Source organism: Rhizobium sp. B21/90 (assembly GCF_019355815.1).
Lineage (GTDB): Bacteria > Pseudomonadota > Alphaproteobacteria > Rhizobiales > Rhizobiaceae > Rhizobium > Rhizobium rhododendri.
Genome location: NZ_CP072162.1, coordinates 2171329 through 2190390, shown reverse-complemented (window position 1 = coordinate 2190390; position 19062 = coordinate 2171329). Strand labels below are relative to the sequence as shown.

Annotated in this window: 18 protein-coding genes, 1 tRNA gene and 2 pseudogenes; 14 read left to right on the top strand and 7 right to left on the bottom strand. The window is 59.4% G+C overall.

Annotation, left to right across the window (positions count from 1 at the left end; genetic code table 11):
* Positions 1 to 406 precede the first annotated feature (406 nt).
* Positions 407 to 1549 carry a hypothetical protein gene (locus J5278_RS10390; RefSeq protein WP_209183787.1) on the bottom strand — a complete coding sequence of 381 codons (1143 nt, stop codon included), beginning with the start codon at positions 1547 to 1549 and terminating at the stop codon, positions 407 to 409.
* A 658-nt stretch (positions 1550 to 2207) separates the two neighbouring features.
* Here J5278_RS10390 and J5278_RS10385 point away from each other — a divergent pair.
* The 4 genes from J5278_RS10385 to J5278_RS10370 all read left to right on the top strand — a co-directional run bounded on the left by J5278_RS10385 (position 2208) and on the right by J5278_RS10370 (position 5780).
* Complete coding sequence (locus J5278_RS10385) at positions 2208 to 2768, top strand: transglutaminase-like cysteine peptidase (protein WP_374108282.1); 561 nt, start codon at positions 2208 to 2210, stop codon at positions 2766 to 2768.
* A 247-nt stretch (positions 2769 to 3015) separates the two neighbouring features.
* Complete coding sequence (locus J5278_RS10380) at positions 3016 to 3780, top strand: hypothetical protein (RefSeq protein ID WP_209183788.1); 765 nt, start codon at positions 3016 to 3018, stop codon at positions 3778 to 3780.
* 126 nt (positions 3781 to 3906) lie between these two features.
* Positions 3907 to 5406 (top strand): D-alanyl-D-alanine carboxypeptidase, encoded by a 1500-nt coding sequence (locus J5278_RS10375; protein ID WP_209183789.1) that lies wholly within the window; start codon positions 3907 to 3909, stop codon positions 5404 to 5406.
* 107 nt (positions 5407 to 5513) lie between these two features.
* The gene (locus tag J5278_RS10370) at positions 5514 to 5780 is read left to right on the top strand and encodes a hypothetical protein (RefSeq protein ID WP_142822746.1); all 267 of its coding nucleotides are present in this window, start codon (positions 5514 to 5516) and stop codon (positions 5778 to 5780) included.
* Between the two features lies 1 nt (position 5781).
* On the opposite strand, the gene J5278_RS10365 is transcribed toward J5278_RS10370, so the two are convergent.
* Together J5278_RS10365 and J5278_RS10360 are read right to left on the bottom strand one after the other, a co-directional pair.
* Positions 5782 to 6219: a DUF1489 family protein gene (locus J5278_RS10365; protein WP_209183790.1), complete on the bottom strand. Its 438-nt coding sequence runs from the start codon at positions 6217 to 6219 to the stop codon at positions 5782 to 5784.
* Positions 6220 to 6280: 61 nt separating this feature from the next.
* The gene (locus J5278_RS10360) at positions 6281 to 7687 is read right to left on the bottom strand and encodes an L-serine ammonia-lyase (RefSeq protein WP_209183791.1); all 1407 of its coding nucleotides are present in this window, start codon (positions 7685 to 7687) and stop codon (positions 6281 to 6283) included.
* Positions 7688 to 7898: 211 nt separating this feature from the next.
* Between J5278_RS10360 and J5278_RS10355 the strand changes: the two genes are divergently transcribed.
* From J5278_RS10355 to J5278_RS10345, 3 genes are all read left to right on the top strand, one after another.
* Entirely contained in the window at positions 7899 to 8591 is a 693-nt protein-coding gene (locus J5278_RS10355) for a DUF599 domain-containing protein (RefSeq protein ID WP_111221941.1), read from the top strand.
* Between the two features lie 77 nt (positions 8592 to 8668).
* Complete coding sequence (locus tag J5278_RS10350; RefSeq protein WP_209183792.1) at positions 8669 to 9658, top strand: heparan-alpha-glucosaminide N-acetyltransferase; 990 nt, start codon at positions 8669 to 8671, stop codon at positions 9656 to 9658.
* Positions 9659 to 9670: 12 nt separating this feature from the next.
* Positions 9671 to 10144 carry an isoprenylcysteine carboxylmethyltransferase family protein gene (locus J5278_RS10345; RefSeq protein WP_209183793.1) on the top strand — a complete coding sequence of 158 codons (474 nt, stop codon included), beginning with the start codon at positions 9671 to 9673 and terminating at the stop codon, positions 10142 to 10144.
* An 18-nt stretch (positions 10145 to 10162) separates the two neighbouring features.
* Here J5278_RS10345 and J5278_RS10340 read toward each other — a convergent pair whose 3' ends face one another.
* Positions 10163 to 10555 (bottom strand): MerR family DNA-binding transcriptional regulator, encoded by a 393-nt coding sequence (locus tag J5278_RS10340; RefSeq protein ID WP_209183794.1) that lies wholly within the window; start codon positions 10553 to 10555, stop codon positions 10163 to 10165.
* Positions 10556 to 10648: 93 nt separating this feature from the next.
* Positions 10649 to 12067 (bottom strand): magnesium transporter, encoded by a 1419-nt coding sequence (gene mgtE, locus J5278_RS10335; RefSeq protein WP_142822752.1) that lies wholly within the window; start codon positions 12065 to 12067, stop codon positions 10649 to 10651.
* Between the two features lie 164 nt (positions 12068 to 12231).
* Between mgtE and J5278_RS10330 the strand changes: the two genes are divergently transcribed.
* Together J5278_RS10330 and J5278_RS10325 are read left to right on the top strand one after the other, a co-directional pair.
* Positions 12232 to 12738 (top strand): peptide deformylase, encoded by a 507-nt coding sequence (locus J5278_RS10330; RefSeq protein WP_209183795.1) that lies wholly within the window; start codon positions 12232 to 12234, stop codon positions 12736 to 12738.
* A gap of 54 nt (positions 12739 to 12792) precedes the next feature.
* Positions 12793 to 13284 (top strand): BON domain-containing protein, encoded by a 492-nt coding sequence (locus tag J5278_RS10325; protein ID WP_209183796.1) that lies wholly within the window; start codon positions 12793 to 12795, stop codon positions 13282 to 13284.
* 69 nt (positions 13285 to 13353) lie between these two features.
* On the opposite strand, the gene J5278_RS10320 is transcribed toward J5278_RS10325, so the two are convergent.
* Complete coding sequence (locus tag J5278_RS10320) at positions 13354 to 13893, bottom strand: hypothetical protein (RefSeq protein WP_209183797.1); 540 nt, start codon at positions 13891 to 13893, stop codon at positions 13354 to 13356.
* 376 nt (positions 13894 to 14269) lie between these two features.
* The gene (gene lipB / locus J5278_RS10315; protein ID WP_209183798.1) at positions 14270 to 14989 is read right to left on the bottom strand and encodes a lipoyl(octanoyl) transferase LipB; all 720 of its coding nucleotides are present in this window, start codon (positions 14987 to 14989) and stop codon (positions 14270 to 14272) included.
* A gap of 201 nt (positions 14990 to 15190) precedes the next feature.
* Between lipB and J5278_RS10310 the strand changes: the two genes are divergently transcribed.
* From J5278_RS10310 to J5278_RS31610, 5 genes and pseudogenes are all read left to right on the top strand, one after another.
* Positions 15191 to 15275, top strand: a tRNA-Leu gene (locus J5278_RS10310).
* Between the two features lie 182 nt (positions 15276 to 15457).
* Positions 15458 to 16393, top strand: a complete 936-nt coding sequence (locus tag J5278_RS10305) for a DMT family transporter (protein ID WP_209183799.1) — start codon at positions 15458 to 15460, stop codon at positions 16391 to 16393.
* 84 nt (positions 16394 to 16477) lie between these two features.
* Complete coding sequence (locus J5278_RS10300) at positions 16478 to 17188, top strand: hypothetical protein (protein WP_209183800.1); 711 nt, start codon at positions 16478 to 16480, stop codon at positions 17186 to 17188.
* Between the two features lie 109 nt (positions 17189 to 17297).
* Positions 17298 to 18771, top strand: a pseudogene (locus J5278_RS10295) (acetyl/propionyl/methylcrotonyl-CoA carboxylase subunit alpha); the annotation flags it as partial.
* Positions 18756 to 19019, top strand: a pseudogene (locus tag J5278_RS31610) (acetyl/propionyl-CoA carboxylase subunit alpha); the annotation flags it as partial. The pseudogenes J5278_RS10295 and J5278_RS31610, both read left to right, overlap by 16 nt.
* Positions 19020 to 19062 lie beyond the last annotated feature (43 nt).

The window sequence follows — 19062 nt, the reverse complement described above, 5'->3', positions numbered from 1 at the left end:
TTGCCGCGCTTGAACACCTACATTCTAAGGAGCAGGCTCTGCTCAGGTACCGACAACGTGAAGTTGACATCTGCTTCGCTAAGGATTCGTAGGTCACTGTTCAGATAATGTCATTAGTCTCTGGAATTTCAAGTTGGCGACCAATTTAAAAACCAAAAGACAGTTCTTTAAATACCAATCCGTATCCACCTGCGAAATACACTTAGGATTGCAATAAGCGTGAGAAAATCGGCAGAATAACAGGCAGCGGCCTGACACTTCTGAATTGCGGCAATAAATATGTTAGCGCCGCATTCAGGCGTTGAAGTTTTCAACGCCTGAAAAAGATGAGGATAAGGGTGACAGCCGCTCGTAACGTCAACCTGATGCCAACAAAGCCCTATCAATCAACCCCGCGCCAAACTTTTCACCGGCGGCTGATACCCCTGGCCGCTGACAACGCTGCGCGTACGGGAGCCGTGGCGCGCCATGTCCGGCTTTCGGTGACAGCTCTGAAATCGGCTTCAGCCTTTTCAGCGCGAGCTTGTTCGGTGGAAACCGCAATTTGCAGTTTGGCGGCTTTGCTTTCGGCGCGCTCTGCCTGCACGCGCAATCCGGATGCTTCATTCGAGAGCCGAGCGGATTCTTGCACCAACGCGGCCACTTCGCTCTGGAGGCGGGACACTTCGCTTTGCAGACCTTCGGATCCGCTCTTCAACCCGGCTGCTTCGCTTGCAGAACGACCCGCCTCATCAGAAACCCGCGAAAGCTCCGCACGAACTCGAGCCAGTTCGCGCCGCAGCGCAAGCATGTCAACTTCGTCATGCCTCAGTGACGCCGGCCCCCGGTGCAGCGTCGGTGAAGTCTCCCGTTTGGTCCCCTCGTCAGTGCCGACACGCACCTTAGCAGGATCGGCTATTCGCTCGTGGGCCGAATATGCGAGCTCTGGCGTCACCTCCGGCGGGAGGACAGGCTGGAGCGCTCTGAAGAGGTATTGCTTGTCCTCGATTATTTTCGGGAAAGCCAGAAAATGGATCGGTATCTCGACTTTTGCGGCGCGCCAGATCAAGTCGTGGAACGACACAGCCAGCAGGCGTGCCTGATCGAGGGGATTGACCGAGTAGACTACACCGCCAGGTGTCGTTCCCCAAACTTCCCAACTTTGGTCCAGCTCTGCCATCCAGGGAGCCGACTCGTGCATCGCCCGCATCTCTAGGACTGTGCGGCTGGTCGCAGCTTCCACGAGATCGCGAACGGGAATCAAAATTGCGTCCACGGCGATATGCGGGTTAGCCAGGATTTGTTCAAAATACTGACCGATCCACGGAGACTTCACCACATAGGGCAGGTTTTCTCCGGTTCCGCTGACGATTTCTTCCAAGCCGGCATTTGCCGTGTCGTCCCACATTACCTGGCCATCTCTGCTGCGCGAGAGAGTGGTATCGAGCCCGAGTTCTGTTAGATAGCGCACCAGAAAACTGGTGCCTGCACGCCCGGTGCCAGCAATCAGAAGATGACGCTTTGGCGATTGGTATGAGCCCGCCGCTGGATCGGCTTTAGTTTCGTTCAATCTATTACATCCTTTATTGCGCTGATGTAGCGCTGAAAACAAACGGCAGCCGTATTACGCGGATGGCTGCATGAGACAGGGCACTCACCCGTTCATAAGTTTGACGTGGCACCAATGTTTTGCCAATTCACGATTTGCGCGAGATATGACGAACGCCTGACAAATTCAATCGTTGGGGAATTGTCAGTTCTCAGCTCCGCGCTAAGCGGAGAAAAAAACGCATTTCCGAAAAATAATTTTTTGCACAGCTGCCGGGCTGAAGGCGGAGATAAGTGGATATTGGGGTGACAAAACGTGCTGGGATGTTCTGAAACGGGACAAGGTGTGCTGGATCGGCACAATTTCTTTCACAGTCCGCTCAGGCAGTCGCATTTTGGTACAATGGCGTAAAACCTATAGATATCAGTGGGATGCCGGCGTTGGGGGCTGCTTTCGGCCGTCACTTCGTCTTTTCCCATGTATTTCGATTTTCGTTCAAATTTGCGTCGATTTTTATTCGAGTTTTATTACTGTTTGTCTTTTGTTTTATTCTATTAAGTCCTTAATTTGACTACGTAATTTTGCGTGGGGTAAAAACGTCTGTGGCAATGTCGTCTCCATAACGGGGACGAAAAAAATGATAACATCCTTGCTGCGCAGAGCCGCCACGGCCGCCGTCATGACCCTCAGCCTGATTGGCTTTGCAGAGGCCACACCGGCGACCATGGGGATTACCGGAAATGCTGCTCCGCCGATCGGCCACTACGAATTCTGCCGCGATAATCCGAGCGAGTGCGCCTATGCCGGTGGCGATGCCGGTCCTGCAATTCTCAGCGAAGACCGCTGGAAGACGATCCTCAAGATCAACTACACTGTCAACACGACGATCAAGCCGATGACCGACATGGAACTCTACGGCGTCGAGGAAAAATGGGCGATCCCCACCTGGGCCGGCGATTGCGAGGACTACGCGCTGCTGAAGCGCAAGGAGCTCATCGCTGCCGGGTTCTCGCCGTCCGACACGCTGATGACAGTGGTTCTGCAGCCAAACGGCGAAGGCCATGCCGTGCTGACAGTGCGCACCGACCATGGCGATTTCATTCTCGACAACATGCGCAACAAGGTCATGCTCTGGTCGGATACGGAATACACATATCTGAAGCGCGTTTCGGTCGAAAATCCTTCACGCTGGGTCAAGATCCAGGATGGCCGCGCAGTTGCCGTCGGCAGCGTGAAATAAGCTTTTGCATAACCGGTCGCCAGCGCTTCGCTGTCGTCCGTCAAGCCCGGTCTGTCCCCGTACTCGTCATTGACCGGCGCTTCGAGCCGTTCCCGCTGTCCCGGGAACGGCTCTTTTTTGTTTCCAGCCAATGCAGCCGGCAATTAACCCGACGTTAACCATGATGGCGCCAACTGGGTCGTATCAAGACTCATTCGTATTGTTGCCGGGGCACAAAGCGGCCGGCGGATAAACGAAGGCAAGATCCATGGCCGCCGCCTCCCCGTCGAATACTACCGTGGATAACCACCTACCGCTCGTGAGTGGTGGCGTGGCGTGGCGATTGTTTTTCCTGCTGGCGTTGCTGGTCGTCCTGACGATCGCCATTGCCGTCGGTGGACGCTGGATCGGCAGACGGATTTCACTCGCCGGCCACACCACCAGCACACAGACTTTTGCGATCACCATCGGCGAAGACAGCCTGAGGCTGGCGGCAAATACCATCCGCTTCCCGAGCGAACGCATCGATGGCGTCACCGAGCGTGTCGATCTCTATCTGACGTTTCCCGAGATACAGGGATACAGCGACGCCAACAGTCAGAATTTCAATGATATTTCCCGCTCCTCCTCGCTGGTCTTCCTGCAGCTGACGCAAGGGACGATGTCACGCGACATGTCCGGACGACTGGAGCCGATCTACGCGCATCTGATCGAGGGCGCCCCATTTCCGGGGCCGAACGGACTGACGGCACATCGGCTTCGGTCCGATGCCGGATATGCCGGCGAGACCCTACTGACAGCACCGCGGCTCGGCAAGCCGGACTATGTCGTCCGCTGTCTGCTGCCGTCTTCGCCTGACAAGGCCACCAGTGCAGATTGCCAGAGAGACGTCAAAATCGGTAACGATCTCAGTCTTCTCTACCGCTTTTCCAGCCGCCTTTTGGGCGACTGGGATCATATTGATGCCGCACTTCAGCAGTTTGTGGAAATGCGCCTGACCCAATCCGCAACACCAACGGCTGCCCTTCCCTGAGACGTCGCAAAAGCAGCCAAATCCCGCAACGAACTGTTCATCATAAACCGATTGGTAACGCTAAGCCCCTATTATTGCCCGCAACGGGCGCTCTGGGGAGGTTGCGGCCGGATCGTTGGAATTAAAATGCAAGTGAAGAGTGAAATAGTGCCCAGGTCAATTTTCAGAGCATCGTCGTCCCGTACCCGTCGGTTTGTCACCAAGATTTGCCTCGGTTTCGCCATGATGGTCTCCGTCATTGCCGTCGCATCGCCGTCAAACGCTGCAAAATATGCTGGGATCGTCGTTGATGCGAAGACGGGCAACGTGCTCTATAGCGAGGATGCTGATTCTCTGCGCTATCCGGCGTCTCTGACCAAGATGATGACCCTCTATCTCACCTTCGAAGCGCTTGAATCGGGCCGTATCAAGCTTGACACCCAGATACCTTTCTCTGCGCTTGCCTCAGCCCAGGCACCCACCAAACTCGGCGTTCGTCCCGGCGGCACGATCACCGTCGAACAGGGAATCCTCTCGCTGGTGACGCTGTCGGCCAACGACGCTGCAATGGCGCTTGGCGAATATATCGGCGGCTCCGAGGAAAAATTCGCTGCGCTGATGAATAACAAGGCGCGTGCTCTCGGCATGACGCGCACGACCTACCGCAATCCGAACGGCCTGCCCAACACCGCGCAGATGACAACGGCGCGTGACCAGGCCCGGCTCGGCATCGCCCTTCGCGAGCATTTTCCCCAGTATTACGGCTACTTCTCGACACGCTCCTTCACATTCGGCAGGCGCGTGATCGCCAATCACAATCGCCTCGTCGGTTCGGTTCGGGGCGTTGACGGCATCAAGACGGGTTACACACGGGCTGCCGGGTTTAATCTGGTGACGTCTGCAGAGCTCGAAGGTCGCTCTATCGTCGGCGTCGTGCTCGGTGGCGCCTCTACCCCTGCCCGCGACAACCAGATGCGCAAGCTCGTTGCTACCTATCTGCCAAAAGCATCGCTGCATGCAGACGCCGGCAAGGCTGTGGCGCAGGTCGCCCAGGTGGCCCCGGAGCGTCCGGCCTTCCAGGCACCGGCGCCTTTGAAACCGAATGTCGCCGCTGCCGCAGCCCGCATGGCCGCTATGGGCGATGTTCGCCCGCCCGCAAGCGTGCCCACGCCGTCCGGCCGTGACCCGTCGTCCAGCGTCGCGGCATTCGCCGCAGTCACGCCGACATCGTCCAATCCACTCGTTGCCACCAAGCCACACAACAAGAATGTACCGCCGAACGACGTCGCCTCGATCGCGCCGGCCTACGCCCAGTCGTCCAGCGACAGCGATGACGTCGACAGCGTCGTGACCGCGTCCACCCGCCCGGCCAAGGCCAATCCACTGGATGACAAGGGACCCCGCGGGTGGGTAATCCAGGTCGGCGTTTCTCCCAGCAAGGAGATGGCAAGCGATCTCCTCGACAGCGCCAAGAGCAAGGGCGGCAAGTCGCTGCGCTCTGCAAAGGCCTACACGGTGGCTTTCGGGAGTGGCAACTCTCTCGTCTACCGCGCCCGCTTCGGCGGCTTCGAAGACCAGCGTGAAGCCACCAACGCCTGCAGCGTCCTCAAGCGCTCCGGTATCAAATGCTGGGCGAGCCTGCAGTAGGCCGTCTTGCGATGTACTGGCCGATGCCGCGTTCCAGCATCGGTTCTTCGAATAGACGCGTAATGTTCGTTCGACCCTGAATTTGTAATGTGTACGGGGAATTTAAAATGGCAGTGAACGAGAACAGTCCGGATATCTCGGTCGGGGGGGGCAAGGGCAGGCCGAAAGCCTACGCGCTGCACCCTCTCCACGAGGCGGCAATGCGGATCGCCGAAATCGGGCGCGGCCGCTCCCGGTCTAAAACCAAAGACCTGATCGGTGTACTGTTGTGCCATGGCGCGCGCGCCTGGCGCTATTCGCAGCCCGAAGCACGCATCCATCTGCATGTCTCGACCATCAACAGACAGGCGCCAGTGCTGATGCGGCTTCGCTAATTCAGAGAAGACCGAGTTCGATGAGTTCGCGGCGAAGCTCCGCGGGCATCTCGGCAACATCTGCGCCGAGGCTATGCAGGTCGCGCGGAACGTCTTCCTCGGTCAGGTAGCGCCAGCCCTGGAAGGGGCGGCGCGGTTGGCTGGTGGTCTCGATGACTTCCGGACCGAGGATAAGCCTGCAGCGCGAAATCCCCTCCCCGTCGGTAAAGCTGACGACATCCAGGAGCTTCTGACGGGCCTGGACCTGGCCCTTGATCACCCAGTACAGAGAACCGCCGTCCACAAGCTCCGCGACGCGTTTCGGCACCATCCGGGTCGTGTGCACGCTGTGCGGTTCGAGGCCGGCGGCAAGCGCGGTCAGCGAGCGCTCAGCCACCCATTCACGCAAGTCGTCGATAGAATCGGCGCCGACGCAGAGTTTGATCATATGCAAAGCCATGCGGCCGTTTCAAATCCTTTTGGCCGGCAGCGTCAAGCCTTTCCGGACGGCATCCACAAGCTCAGCACTCGACCACGTTGACGGCCAGTCCGCCTGTGGAGGTTTCCTTGTATTTCTCGCTCATGTCGTAGCCTGTCTGGCGCATGGTCTCGATACAGGCGTCGAGCGGGACGAAGTGCTGCCCATCGCCCTTCAGCGCCAGCGAAGCGGCGGTCACCGCCTTCACCGCACCCAGCGCGTTGCGCTCGATGCAGGGGACCTGCACAAGGCCGGCAATCGGGTCGCAGGTCATGCCGAGGTGGTGCTCCAGAGCAATCTCGGCGGCGTTCTCGATCTGCTCCGGCGAGCCTCCCATGACGGCAGCAAGGCCCGCTGCGGCCATCGCCGCTGCCGACCCCACCTCGCCCTGACAGCCCACCTCGGCGCCGGAAATCGACGCATTGTGCTTGATGATGCCGCCGATGGCTGCTGCCGTCAGCAGATAGTCGCGGATACCGCGCTCGTCGGCATCGTCGTGGAAATGGGTGTAGTAGCGGATCGTTGCCGGGATGACGCCGGCAGCACCGTTTGTGGGGGCCGTGACGACGCGGCCGCCGGATGCATTTTCCTCGTTGACGGCCATCGCGTAGACGCTGAGCCAGTCGTTGGCGAGCAGCGGATTGATGCGGTTGCTCCGCCATTCCTCTTCGAGCTTGGTGTGGATGGTGCGCGCCCGACGACGGACGTTGAGCCCGCCGGGCATAATGCCCTCGCCCTTGAGGCCGCGGTCGATACAACTGCTCATGGCCGCCCAGAGCTTGTCGAGCCCGGCATCGAGCTCCGCCGTGGTCATCTTGGTTTCCTCGTTGGCGCGCTTCATCTGGGCAATTGACAGGCCAGAGCGTTGGGCCATTTCGAGCATCTGCTTGGCGCTGGCAAAGGGAAACGGAATCTTTTCGCCGGCGGCGGGCTTCGATTTATTGGCCCGCATCTGCGCAAGTTCCGTATCGGTCACAACGAAGCCGCCGCCGACGGAATAATAAATGCGCCTGACGAGCAGCCGGTCGTCCTTGTCGAATGCCGAGAAGCTCATGCCGTTGGCATGGCCGGGCAGCGGCGTCTTCTTGTCAAACACCAAGTCGGTCTTGGGCTGGAAGCCGTAGGTCGGGTGGCCGGGGGGCGATATCTGGCCACTGCGCTCCACCTCGGCGATGATGCCGTCCATACGATCCGGATCCACCGTGTCCGGCTGTTCGCCGGTAAGGCCGAGGACGACGGCGCGGCCGGTGCCGTGGCCGATGCCGGTAAAGGCGAGCGAGCCGTGAAGGCTGACCTTGATCTGCGCCACTTGGACATTCGAGGACGGGCGCGGCCATTCGCTCGATAGCAGGAGATCGAGAAACAGGTTGGCTGCCGACATGGGCCCCATTGTGTGCGAACTCGATGGACCGACACCGATCTTGAAGACGTCGAAGACGGAGAGAAACATGAAAACCTGCAGATAGGAGGAACGGCTACAACGAAGCTATGTCAACGACATCACGGGCCACGGCGACCCACCGACATCGGATGGGATGACTGCGACATTACGACACTGCGGCCACGGTTCAAAGATAAGATGCACGTGGCGCTCCTTCAACATTGCACTTGCGGCCGTCATGGCTAGTGTCGGGGCTCGAACAGCCCTGGGGACCCGCTCGATGTCGACCGCCGATTTTGCCGCCTTGGCACTTTTCATCTTTCTCTGGATAGCCCTCAACTGGATCACCAGCAGTTCGAGGTTCTTCAACCGCATCAGCCTGACGCAGGCGATGATCGAGCGCCGGCGCGAATGGATCTACAATTCGCTGCGCCGCGACCTGAAGATGATCGATACCCAGATCCTTGCAGGCCTGCAGAACGGAACCGGCTTTTTCGCCTCGACCTCGATCTTCGCGATCGGCGGCTGTTTTGCGCTGCTCGGTGCCACTGACAAGGTCAATGCCTTCTTTGCCGACCTGCCCTATGTCTTCAACGGCAGTCGGACCACCTTCGAATTGAAGGTCGCCGGCCTCGCTGGCCTGTTCGGCTACGCCTTCTTCAAGTTCGGCTGGGCCTACCGCCTGTTCAACTACTGCACGATCCTCTACGGCGCCATTCCGATGATGGGCGATGTCGACAAGGACCCGGCATTGACGCGCCGCGCCGCCGAGCGCGTCATCCACATGAACATCATCGCGGCCCGCAATTTCAACGCCGGCCTGCGGGCGATCTTTCTCTCCATTGGTTATCTCGGCTGGTTCGTCAGTCCCTATGTGTTCATGGTCACCACCCTGTTCATCATCGTCGTGCTCATACGCCGCCAATTCTTCTCCGACGCGCGCCTTGCCATCATGGATATCGACGTGCCTTGAAATCGCCGCGCTTGTCCTATTTCCGGAACATCTTCGGCTGCGGCCGATGAACAGTGTTTCCCGGAAAGGATAAGTTGATGGCTGCTGTCGCCGAGAGCATCGACGAACCGCGCAAGCCCCCGCGTATCGGCCTGCTCGACACGTTGCGCGGCATCGCCCTGCTGGCCATGGCGAGCTATCACGGCACCTGGGACTTCGAGTTCTTCGGATATCTCGATCCGGGCACGGCCGAAACCGGCTGGCTGAAAATCTATGCCCGCGTCATCGCCAGCACCTTCCTCTTCATGGCCGGCGTCAGCCTTGTCCTCGCAAACCGGCCGGCTATCCGTTGGCAACCTTTCTGGAAAAGGCTGGCGATGATCGCGGTGGCGGCGATTGCCATCTCCGTCGTGACGCGGTTCGCAATGCCGGACGAGTGGATCTATTTCGGCATCCTCCACAGCATCGCAGCACTCAGCCTCATCGGCATCGGCTTTCTGTGCCTGCCGACAGCCTGTATCTGGGCGGCCACGGCAGTGCTCGGCGTCGGTTGGGTCGTGAATGTCTTCGTCATGCCGGGTGCGCTTGGGTCGGACCTGTTCAACCCGCGCTACCTTGCCTGGCTCGGCTTTGCGACGATGCCGGTGCGCTCAAACGACTTCGTGCCGCTATTTCCTTGGGCGCTGGCCTTCTTTGCCGGCTTGAGCGCAGCCACTCTCGCCCTGCGCACCAGTCTGCCGCAGCGGCTGGCATCATTGGGTACCGGCAACAGCCTGCTGGCGAAAGGCGGGCGCCACAGCCTGCTCTTCTATCTGCTTCACCAGCCTATCCTGTTCGGTCTCGTCTATCTGCTGTCGCTGGTCGCACCGGCGCCAAAGCCGGATCCTGCTGTCGGCTACCTCCGCCAATGCCAGGCCACCTGCACCCAGTCAGCAGGCGAAGCACTGTGCCGCAGCTTTTGCCAATGCACGCTCACCCGGATGAAAGCACAAAGTCTTTTCGAGCCACTCCAGTCTGGCGCAATCCAGGCAGATCAGAATGATCAAATACAGAGAATCGCAGTACAGTGTACGGAACAAGCGCAGTGACGGGAGTATTCTATGAATGCCTATCGTGCCAAGCCGCTCAGCTTTCCCTGGCCTCCGTTCATCTATGGGCTTGCCATTATCACGGCGCTCGTTGCTGACGCAGTCATCCAGATACCCATACCAGGACTTCGATCTCCCTATTTCTGGACGCTCGGGGCAGCTCTTACACTCCTGGCTGTCTGGCTGGATCTTTGGGCGATGAAAACGTTGCTTGACCGAAGAGCGACGGTCATGCCCCATCGTCGCTCGGTTCACCTGATGACGACAGGACCGTTTCGCTACACCCGCAATCCGATCTACCTTGGTTATACGCTGGTCACGGTCGGGTGGGCATTGCTGACCGGCAACCCCTGGCTACTGGTCGCTGCCCTCGCCGCGACAGTCGCCACCGACTACGGTGCGATAAGGCACGAGGAACTGCACCTGCTGTCCCGATTCGGCTGTGAGTTCGAATTCTACTGCCGCCACACGCGGCGCTGGCTTTAGCCGGAAGACCGCCATATCTCAGGTTCCGACACCGATTTCAGCCAGTCGGCCTATGCAAGCCTCCTCGACATGGTCGAGTTCGGTCAGCGTATCCTCGATGTCCTTGCGCTTTTGCCGCAAATCGTCCCGCTTTTCGGCAATCCGCTTCATCAGAAGCTTGAGCTGGCCGACCTCGCCGGGCGGTTCGCGGTAGACCATGATGATCTCGCGGATCTCGGCAATCGTGAAGCCAATCCTTCGGCCTCGCAGGATTTCGGCAATAAGCCGACGGTCAGCCTGGCGAAACAGCCTTGTGCGGCCGCGCCGCTCCGGGTGGATCAGCCCTTCGTCCTCGTAGAAACGTAGCGTTCGGGTGGAAACGCCGAACTCGCGCGTCAATTCTGTGATGCTGTAGAATTTGTCGACCGGCAATGGATGGCGCCTCCGGGGCTGCAGCAATGGCTCTTACGTAAAAGTCAATTCTAGCCAATCTCGCCAAGCCCGGCAATCGATCAATGCGGCCGCTCAGTGAATGACAAACCACCATGTGGCGATGCCGAGAAATGCGAAATAGCCGGTGCAGTCGGTAACCGTGGTAACGAAGGCCGACGAAGCGATGGCGGGATCGGCGCCCATCCGGTTCAGCAGCAAGGGCAGCAGGATACCGCCAAGCGCTGCCGCCACGAGGTTGATGACCATCGCGGCACCGACGACCACGCCAAGCTGGAGATCGTGAAACCAGAAGGTGGCGATCGCTCCCATGAGGATGGCGAACACGATGCCGTTGAGCAACCCGACGGTCGCCTCCCTGCGGATGATCCGTGCCGCATTGTAGATATCGAGATCGCCGGTCGCCAATGCGCGTACGGTCACCGTCATCGTCTGCGTACCGGCGTTGCCACCCATGGAAGCGATGATCGGCATCAGCACGGCGAGCGCGATCATCTTCTCGATGGAAGCATCGAAGACACTGATGATGCTGGACGACAGGATCGCCGTCAGCAGGTTGACGGCAAGCCAGAGAAAGCGCGACCGCACCGTCGACGCGACGCTATCCGACAGTTCTTCATCGCCGACGCCGCCGAGCCGCTTGATATCCTCGTCCGCTTCCTCGTTGATGACGTCGACGACGTCGTCGATGGTCAGCACGCCGACTAGACGGCCGTTATCATCGACCACAGCGGCAGACAGCAGGTCGTACTGCTCGAAAAGACGGGCAGCCTCTTCCTGGTCCATCTCTGCCGAAATCGGATGCGTCGTCTCGCGCATGATGTCTTCGATCTTCGTCTGGCGTTTGCTGCGCAGGATGCGATCGAGCGCAAGCCCTCCGAGTAGCTTGAAGGTCGGATCGATGACGAAGATTTGCGAGAAGTCTTCCGGCAGCCCCTCTTCCTCGCGCAGATAGTCGAGCGTCTGGCCGACTGTCCAGAAAGGCGGCACGGCAACGAACTCCGTCTGCATGCGGCGACCCGCCGAGCTTTCCGGATAATCCAGCGCCCGCCGCAAACGAACACGTTCGGTGAAAGGCATCTGCGACAGGATTTCGTCGCGGTCCTGCTTGTCGAGGTCCTCCAGGATATAGACAGCGTCATCCGAATCGAGCCCGCCGATACCGGCAGCAATCCGCTCGTTCGGCAGGTGATCGACGATCTCGCGGCGGATCGCCTCGTCGACCTGCGTCAGCGCCGTCATATCGAAATCGTCACCGAGCAACCCGACAAGCGCCAGCCGTAGGTCGGAGTTCAGCGCCTCGAGAAGATCGCCAAGCTCGGATTCGTGCAGACGCACGACATTGCGGTGCAGAAAACCCGTATCGCCGGCATCGATCGCATGGCTTACCTGCGTCAGAAAATCGGCACGTACATTGCCGTCTTCGTCGTAGATGTCGAAGTGCCCGGTGTGGCTTCCGGCGCGAACGCGTTCGTCTGTGTCGGTCGTCGTCATCCGCGCCTCGCATTTTGCCGCATTCAGCACACCGAGTGAGAATGGCTGGATAAAATCCAATGTCAACAAGCGGATAGCCACGAATTCCTGTGGGATGGGAAGCTTGACACAGCCATTCGTTCAACAGTCTAACCGCTACGCCACAGTTTTAAAAAAAGTGACCCATGACCCCTCTCGCCATTCTTCGCTATCCAGATGCCCGTCTGAAGGTCGCCTGTGCCCCGGTGGTTGCCTTCGATGACGAACTCAGCCGGCTGTCGTCGGATCTGCTGCAGACAATGCGGGCAGCACCCGGGGTCGGAATAACGGGCGCCCATGTCGGCATCCTGAAGCGCGTCATGGTGATCGAACTGCAGCCTGGAGACACCATCCTGACCCTCATCAACCCCGAGATCGTCTGGTCATCCACCGAAACGGCGCGCCATCTGGAAGGCAGTGTCTGCATGCCGGGTGCAACAGAGGAAGTCGTTCGGCCCTCCGGCATCCGCTACACCTATCGCGACATCGAAGGTGCGCACCACGAGCACGCCGCCGACGGCTTTCTTGCCGCCTGTATTCAGCATGAGATCGATCAGCTCGACGGCATCTTCTGGCTACAGCGTCTGTCGAAGCTGAAAAGGGATCGGCTTGTCAAAAAATGGGAAAAAGGTGAAAGCGCCCGACGCGATTGAACCAAGCGCGCTTCAAGCCGTTGTGGGTCTGAAACGACGCAAGGGAGCTCGATCATGGGTGGTATTAAGAAAGACACGACACGCGAAGAAGACTACCGCGACTACGAAGAGCGCGACCTGAAGGAAGGCTGGCCCTATGACGACGACGCCGGCGCCTCCTCGGAGCCGTCCGAGAATCGCCCTTATGGCGAGACGGATGCTAATTTCGATGAAGGCAGTAACAAGAGCTTCACCGTTGCGCGCACCGACGCCGACGGCCAGCAGGAGCGCCAGTCCAACCCCCTGACCTCGACGACACGCGATCTCGTCGAATCGGACGATATCGAGGAGCGGGTGATGGATGCGCTCAGCGACGTCGAGGGTGCCAGCCCGGAAATGATCGACGTGCGCTCGGAAGGCACAGTCATCATCCTCGAGGGTGAAGTCGACGATGCTGCCACAGCGCGCCAGCTCGGACGCATCGCCCGCTCGATCTCCGGAGTGACCGCCGTGCGCAACCTCATCCAGATCATCGGCGTGGACGCCAACATCCCCGACGACGACTGAGAACAATACCGTAAACGCAAGAACGGGCGCCCCGACGGCGCCCGTTTTCGTTTGCGTCAAAGTATGAAATCAGCCTTTGAGCTTTGAATTGCAGAGGCTGTAGTAACCGCCGCCCTTCTGGATCCACTTGACGCCGGCAAGGGCATTCTTGGCTTTGGCATCGTGGTAGGCATCGACGCAGGTGTGGAAGCGGGCCTTGCCTGCAGTTTCGGTCGCATATTTCGGAGAAACGGCGGTGGGCAAGCTCAGGCCGGCAGGCGCTGCCATGGTCGGCTTGGCTGGCTCCTTGGCTGGAGGCGCAGTGGCGTCCGGCTCGTCTGCTGCCTTTGTTGCCGTCGGCTTGGCGGCCATTGTGTTGGCCTTGGTCGGCGCAGCAGCAGTGGTTGCGGCCGGCGCTGCGGCGGCAGGCGCTGCAGCGGCATCGGCGCCGCACTGGGCGGTACGGTAGTCGTTCCACTTCATGCCGTTCAACGTCCCTGCGGCCTGCGCCGCCTTGTACTTGACGCTGCACTCTTTCATCGTCAGGGCCGACGCGGGCGTGATCAAGGTCAGCGAGCCAAGCAGGGCGAAAGAGGCGAAAGATGTGAGTAAGAGTGTACGGCTGGTCATTCCAAGTCCTCACTTTGATGGTTGGGTCAGTATCGATCCCGCGATTCCCCATCTTGCGTTGCGCAGGGAGCCGCTGAAGAAGAGACTATTTCAGCGAAGGTGAACGCAGGATGACGAAAAAGCTAGGCCTCATTTCAAGGGACTAGAAGAGAGGCGGTCGGGATTATGGCGTGCACCAGCTGAAACACCACTCCGCAGAGAACGATGAACGCAAGGCCCATGGGCATCAGCAAATTGTTGTTCAGCATGCATGGCTCCCCCCAATACTTGGTTGGAGCATAGTCTACTATCGCGGACTGGCAAGCCCGATATTAATGTTTGGTTAAGCTTGATGCAGCGCCCAGCAACACAATAATATTAAGATATTCGAAGCATATCAGGACTTGTCTTCAACCGTCGGACCAAACACTGCCTCGAATGACTGTCGCAGGTTGACGTCGACGTCTGCCATGGTGACGGGCAGTCCGAGATCGACGAGGCTGGTGACGCCGTAGCTCGCGATGCCGCAGGGCACTATACCCGTGAAATGCTCCAGATCTGGCTCGACGTTCAGCGACAGGCCATGGAACGTCACCCATTTGCGCAGACGGATACCGAGCGCTGCGACCTTATCCTCCGCCATCGATCCATCTGGCAAAGGCGGCCGTTCCGGACGCCGCACCCAGACACCGACCCTGTCCTCGCGCCGCTCGCCACGCACGTTCATCGTCTCCAGCGTGCCGATGATGACCTCTTCCAGCGCTGCCACGAATGCACGGACGTCCTGGCGCCGGCGCTTCAGGTCCAGCATGACGTAGACGACGCGCTGGCCTGGACCGTGATAGGTGTATTCGCCGCCTCGCCCGGTCGCAAAAACGGGAAACCGGTCCGGCTGGATCAGGTCGGCCGAATGGGCGCTCGTGCCGCCGGTATAGAGTGGCGGATGTTCGACCAGCCACACGAGCTCGTCGCTGCGCCCCTCGGCAATGTCAGCCACTTCCCGTTCCATGGTCGCCACGGCATCGGTGTAGTCCACCAGGCCGTGAGCGACACGCCAGCGCACCGGAGGCGAACCAGGGGCCGGAATCATCGAAATCTCAAGATCCTTGCGCAACATCGCCGTCTGACTTCCCTGCAACAATTTATGTGAGACCGCTGGCAATAGCTGCAGCCGTTATTATGGCGTTATATGGATGGTTTAGAGGGTAAATTCAAACGCTTGTCACAGCATGTGAAAAAATCGGTGATAACGCTCTTGTGCCCCTCTAAGCCTTTTGCTACATGCAGCGCGCCGGAGCAATTCGGCACCTACCACGATGCGGTCGTGGCGGAATTGGTAGACGCGCAGCGTTGAGGTCGCTGTGGGGCAACCCGTGGAAGTTCGAGTCTTCTCGACCGCACCATCTCTTCTCGCAGGCTTTATGCAGCGGAACGAAGAGCTCTCTTTAAAGTCGAAAACGACTTTCGCTTCGGCGAGACGCCGGGGCAGCCGGAAGATGTTATTGTTATCCCTGCTTCTCATAGTTGCTCTTGCCTGCGCATTTCGCCTGTGATTGATGTCACGACGAAAACCGCAGAGCACCCAATGTCCCCAGCTGATTCTTCCTTTCAAAATCCGTTGCGCGGAATGCTGATCATGGCAGGCGCGATGGTTGTGCTTCCGGTCATGGATGCGATTGCCAAATATATGGCGACGTTCGAGGGGATGTCGCCGGGACAAGTGACTTTTTACCGCTTCTTCTTCCAGCTCCTCTGTACCCTGCCGCTGCTTCTGGCCGGAGGGTCTGCCTTTTCCACCAGGCGCCCATGGATGAACCTTTTGCGCGGCGTCCTGCATGGAGCGGCAAGCCTGCTGTTCTTCGTGGCTGTCAAATACATGCCGCTTGCCGATGTTTTCGCCATCTATTTCGTCGAGCCCTTCATCCTGGTCTGCCTGTCGGCACTCTTCCTCGGCGACAGGGTCGGCTGGCGGCGGTGGCTGGCGATCGTGGTCGGTTTCGGTGGCGCGATGATCGTCATCCAGCCAAGCTTCGAGATCTTCGGCCTGAAAGCGCTGTTGCCAGTGGCCTGCGCGTTTCTCTACGCCATCTACCTTTTCATGAACCGCGCCATAGGCGAAGCCGATTCGCCTTTGGCAATGCAGACCATGGCCGGTATCGGCGGTACCGTCTTCATGGCCGGTGCCCTGTTCGTCGGCAATGCCGCTGGAGCTGTGGATTTCTCCCTGTCGTTGCCCGGCTCCACCCTCGGCCTCCTGCTGCTTCTCATCCTCGGCTCGATTTCCGGCTACGCTCATATTCTGGTTGTCAGAGCATTTCGTCTGGCGCCCCTCTCGCTGCTGGCGCCGTTTCAGTATTTCGAAATCATTTCAGCGACGGTGCTCGGCTACGCGCTTTTCGGCGACTTTCCGAACCTCTCCAAATGGATCGGTATTGCCATCATCGTCGGCTCCGGATTGTTCATCATCTGGCGCGAACGGGTGAACTCTCGATTGTTAAAAACAGCCGTATTCGCCGACTAGGACGTTAACCGCGATCCTTGAGGCTTTCTCAACCGGAGGGCGGTAAAGAATTTCCCAGTTTCATGATGAAACGGGAGATAAAAGATGAGCGAGTTCCGTCTCTCTTTTCCGGCTTGGCTTCTTGCCGGAAAGAGTCGGCTTTCGGCCGAAGATGTACTGACATTGCGCAGGATTAGCTTTCCGGATGGCATCCGGGCGTCTGAAGACGCGGCTCTCCTGATGTCGATCCACAATTCCATCCCTGAGAAATGCGACGAATGGCATGGCTTCTTTATAGGAGGGCTGGCCGATTTCGTCGTCAATCACAGCTATCCCCAAGGTTCGCTGGATGATGCGAACGCGGCCTGGCTTATACAGGCGCTGTCCAGCGATGGCGTTGTCCACGCACCGAGCGAATTCGAGGTGCTGATGCAGGTCATCGATATCTCGGCAAACGTGCCGCCTGCGCTCGGCGCCTTCGCCATCGACCAGCTGAGATACGCCCTGGCTGCCGGCACCGGCGCCTATTGCGAGGTTCGCAGCATCGACAGCAGGGGTATTACCCGCCACGACGTCGAGTTTGTCAGGCACGTGTACAGACACTCGACAGACGCCTCTGGCATCGTCCTTTCGGCTGTCGAGATCGAGGCTCTCGACCGTGTTGCGCTGGCAGCGGATCCCCATGCAAACCATCCCGACTGGGCCAGGTTGCGACAGGCAGTCCGGGCGAAGCGCAGTGAAAATACGCCGCGCATCCGCTGGCTCCGCGTGTCGGACGATATGCTGGCAGAGGGCAACACCGAGGCCGCCGCCTAAGCCTGGTAAACTCCGGTTGGGCATTTTACCCGCCGGATGTTTTACAGCATTGAACCGCCTGTGGATTTGCGATTAGAACAGTCGATACTCAAGCCGCTGCGGAGCATCGATGTTCACGAAAATCCTGATCGCCAATCGCGGCGAGATCGCCTGCCGGATCATCAAGACGGCGCGGCGGATGGGCATTGCCACGGTTGCCGTCTATTCGGATGCCGACCGGGACGCGCTGCATGTCGAAATGGCCGACGAGTCCGTACACATCGGTCCACCGCCTGCCGCAGAGAGCTACCTCGACGCAGAGAAAATCATCGCTGCCTGCCGCCAGACCGGCGCCGAGGCTGTCCATCCCGGCTACGGCTTTCTCTCGGAACGGGCATCCTTCTGCGAGGCGCTGGAAGCCGAGGGGATCGTTTTCATCGGGCCGAAGCCCAAGGCCATCAAGGCAATGGGAGACAAGATCGAATCGAAGAAGTTCGCCCGCGCCGCCGGTGTCTCCACGGTTCCTGGCTATCTGGGAGTGATCGCCGACGCCGACCATGCGGAGACTATTGCCGCAGAGATCGGTTACCCCGTGATGATCAAGGCCTCCGCCGGGGGCGGTGGCAAGGGCATGCGTATCGCCTGGAGCAGTGCCGATGTCCGCGACGGGTTCGACCGTGCCAGTTCGGAAGCCAGAAGCTCGTTCGGCGACGACCGGCTGTTCATCGAGAAATACATCGTCGATCCCCGCCATATCGAGATCCAGGTGCTCGGCGATGCTTTCGGCACCGTGCTCTATCTCGGCGAACGAGAATGTTCGATCCAGCGTCGGAACCAGAAGGTCGTCGAGGAAGCACCCTCGCCGTTTCTCGATGCCGCCACACGGAAGGCCATGGGCGAGCAATCGGTGGCGCTTGCAAAAGCCGTCGACTACCAGAGCGCCGGCACCGTCGAGTTCATCGTCGACAGCCAGCGCAATTTCTACTTTCTCGAGATGAACACGCGCCTTCAGGTCGAGCACCCCGTTACCGAGCTTGTCACGGGCATCGATCTCGTCGAGCAGATGATCCGGATCGCAGCGGGCGAACGACTTTCCCTGGCGCAGGAAGACGTGGCGCTGAAGGGCTGGGCCATCGAAAGCCGCGTCTATGCCGAAGACCCCTATCGCAACTTCCTTCCATCAATCGGCCGATTGACCCGTTACCGCCCACCGGCCGAGCGCCGGACGACAGATACGGCTCTCCGCAACGATACCGGCGTCTTCGAAGGTGCCGAGGTATCGATGTTCTACGACCCGATGATCGCCAAGCTCTGCACATGGGCGCCAGATCGCCTGCAAGCCATCGAGGCCATGGGCGAGGCGCTGGACGGCTTCGTCGTCGACGGGATCGCCCACAACATTCCGTTCCTGTCCGCGTTGATGAAGCATCCGCGCTGGCGGGAGGGGCGGATCTCCACCGGTTTCATCGCCGAAGAGTTTCCCGATGGCTTCGCGCCGATGGCGCCGGACGCAGAACAGACCGAAACGCTGGTGGCGATTGCCATGGTCTGCGGCACGATCGATGCTGACCGCCGCCAGCACTATGCCGACCGCCTGCGTCCGCCGCCTGGAGACGAGATGATAGACCGTGTCATCAAGCTCGGGACGGATTACTTCCGCGTGCGGATGGCGAAGCGCGATAACGCAACGCCGTTTACGTATCTCATCGAGATAGCGGGCAATGAGATCGCGGTTGTCACCGGCTGGAGACCCGGCGACGCGGTGTGGTCAGGAACGGTGAACGGGCACAGCGTGACTGTCCAGACCCGGGAGCAGTCCAACGGCCTGCGCCTAGATTGGCAGGGCCTGTCGGTCGTCACCCGGTTCCTGACACCCCGGCAGCATGAACTCGACC

Coding starts and splice junctions, on each gene's coding strand:
- J5278_RS10385 (WP_374108282.1), top strand. CDS start 2,208: ATGACCCTCAGCCTGATTGGCTTTGCAGAGGCCACACCGGCGACCATG.
- J5278_RS10380 (WP_209183788.1), top strand. CDS start 3,016: ATGGCCGCCGCCTCCCCGTCGAATACTACCGTGGATAACCACCTACCG.
- J5278_RS10375 (WP_209183789.1), top strand. CDS start 3,907: ATGCAAGTGAAGAGTGAAATAGTGCCCAGGTCAATTTTCAGAGCATCG.
- J5278_RS10370 (WP_142822746.1), top strand. CDS start 5,514: ATGGCAGTGAACGAGAACAGTCCGGATATCTCGGTCGGGGGGGGCAAG.
- J5278_RS10365 (WP_209183790.1), bottom strand. CDS start 6,219: ATGGCTTTGCATATGATCAAACTCTGCGTCGGCGCCGATTCTATCGAC.
- J5278_RS10360 (WP_209183791.1), bottom strand. CDS start 7,687: ATGTTTCTCTCCGTCTTCGACGTCTTCAAGATCGGTGTCGGTCCATCG.
- J5278_RS10355 (WP_111221941.1), top strand. CDS start 7,899: ATGTCGACCGCCGATTTTGCCGCCTTGGCACTTTTCATCTTTCTCTGG.
- J5278_RS10350 (WP_209183792.1), top strand. CDS start 8,669: ATGGCTGCTGTCGCCGAGAGCATCGACGAACCGCGCAAGCCCCCGCGT.
- J5278_RS10345 (WP_209183793.1), top strand. CDS start 9,671: ATGAATGCCTATCGTGCCAAGCCGCTCAGCTTTCCCTGGCCTCCGTTC.
- mgtE (WP_142822752.1), bottom strand. CDS start 12,067: ATGACGACGACCGACACAGACGAACGCGTTCGCGCCGGAAGCCACACC.
- J5278_RS10330 (WP_209183795.1), top strand. CDS start 12,232: ATGACCCCTCTCGCCATTCTTCGCTATCCAGATGCCCGTCTGAAGGTC.
- J5278_RS10325 (WP_209183796.1), top strand. CDS start 12,793: ATGGGTGGTATTAAGAAAGACACGACACGCGAAGAAGACTACCGCGAC.
- J5278_RS10320 (WP_209183797.1), bottom strand. CDS start 13,893: ATGACCAGCCGTACACTCTTACTCACATCTTTCGCCTCTTTCGCCCTG.
- lipB (WP_209183798.1), bottom strand. CDS start 14,989: ATGTTGCGCAAGGATCTTGAGATTTCGATGATTCCGGCCCCTGGTTCG.
- J5278_RS10305 (WP_209183799.1), top strand. CDS start 15,458: ATGTCCCCAGCTGATTCTTCCTTTCAAAATCCGTTGCGCGGAATGCTG.
- J5278_RS10300 (WP_209183800.1), top strand. CDS start 16,478: ATGAGCGAGTTCCGTCTCTCTTTTCCGGCTTGGCTTCTTGCCGGAAAG.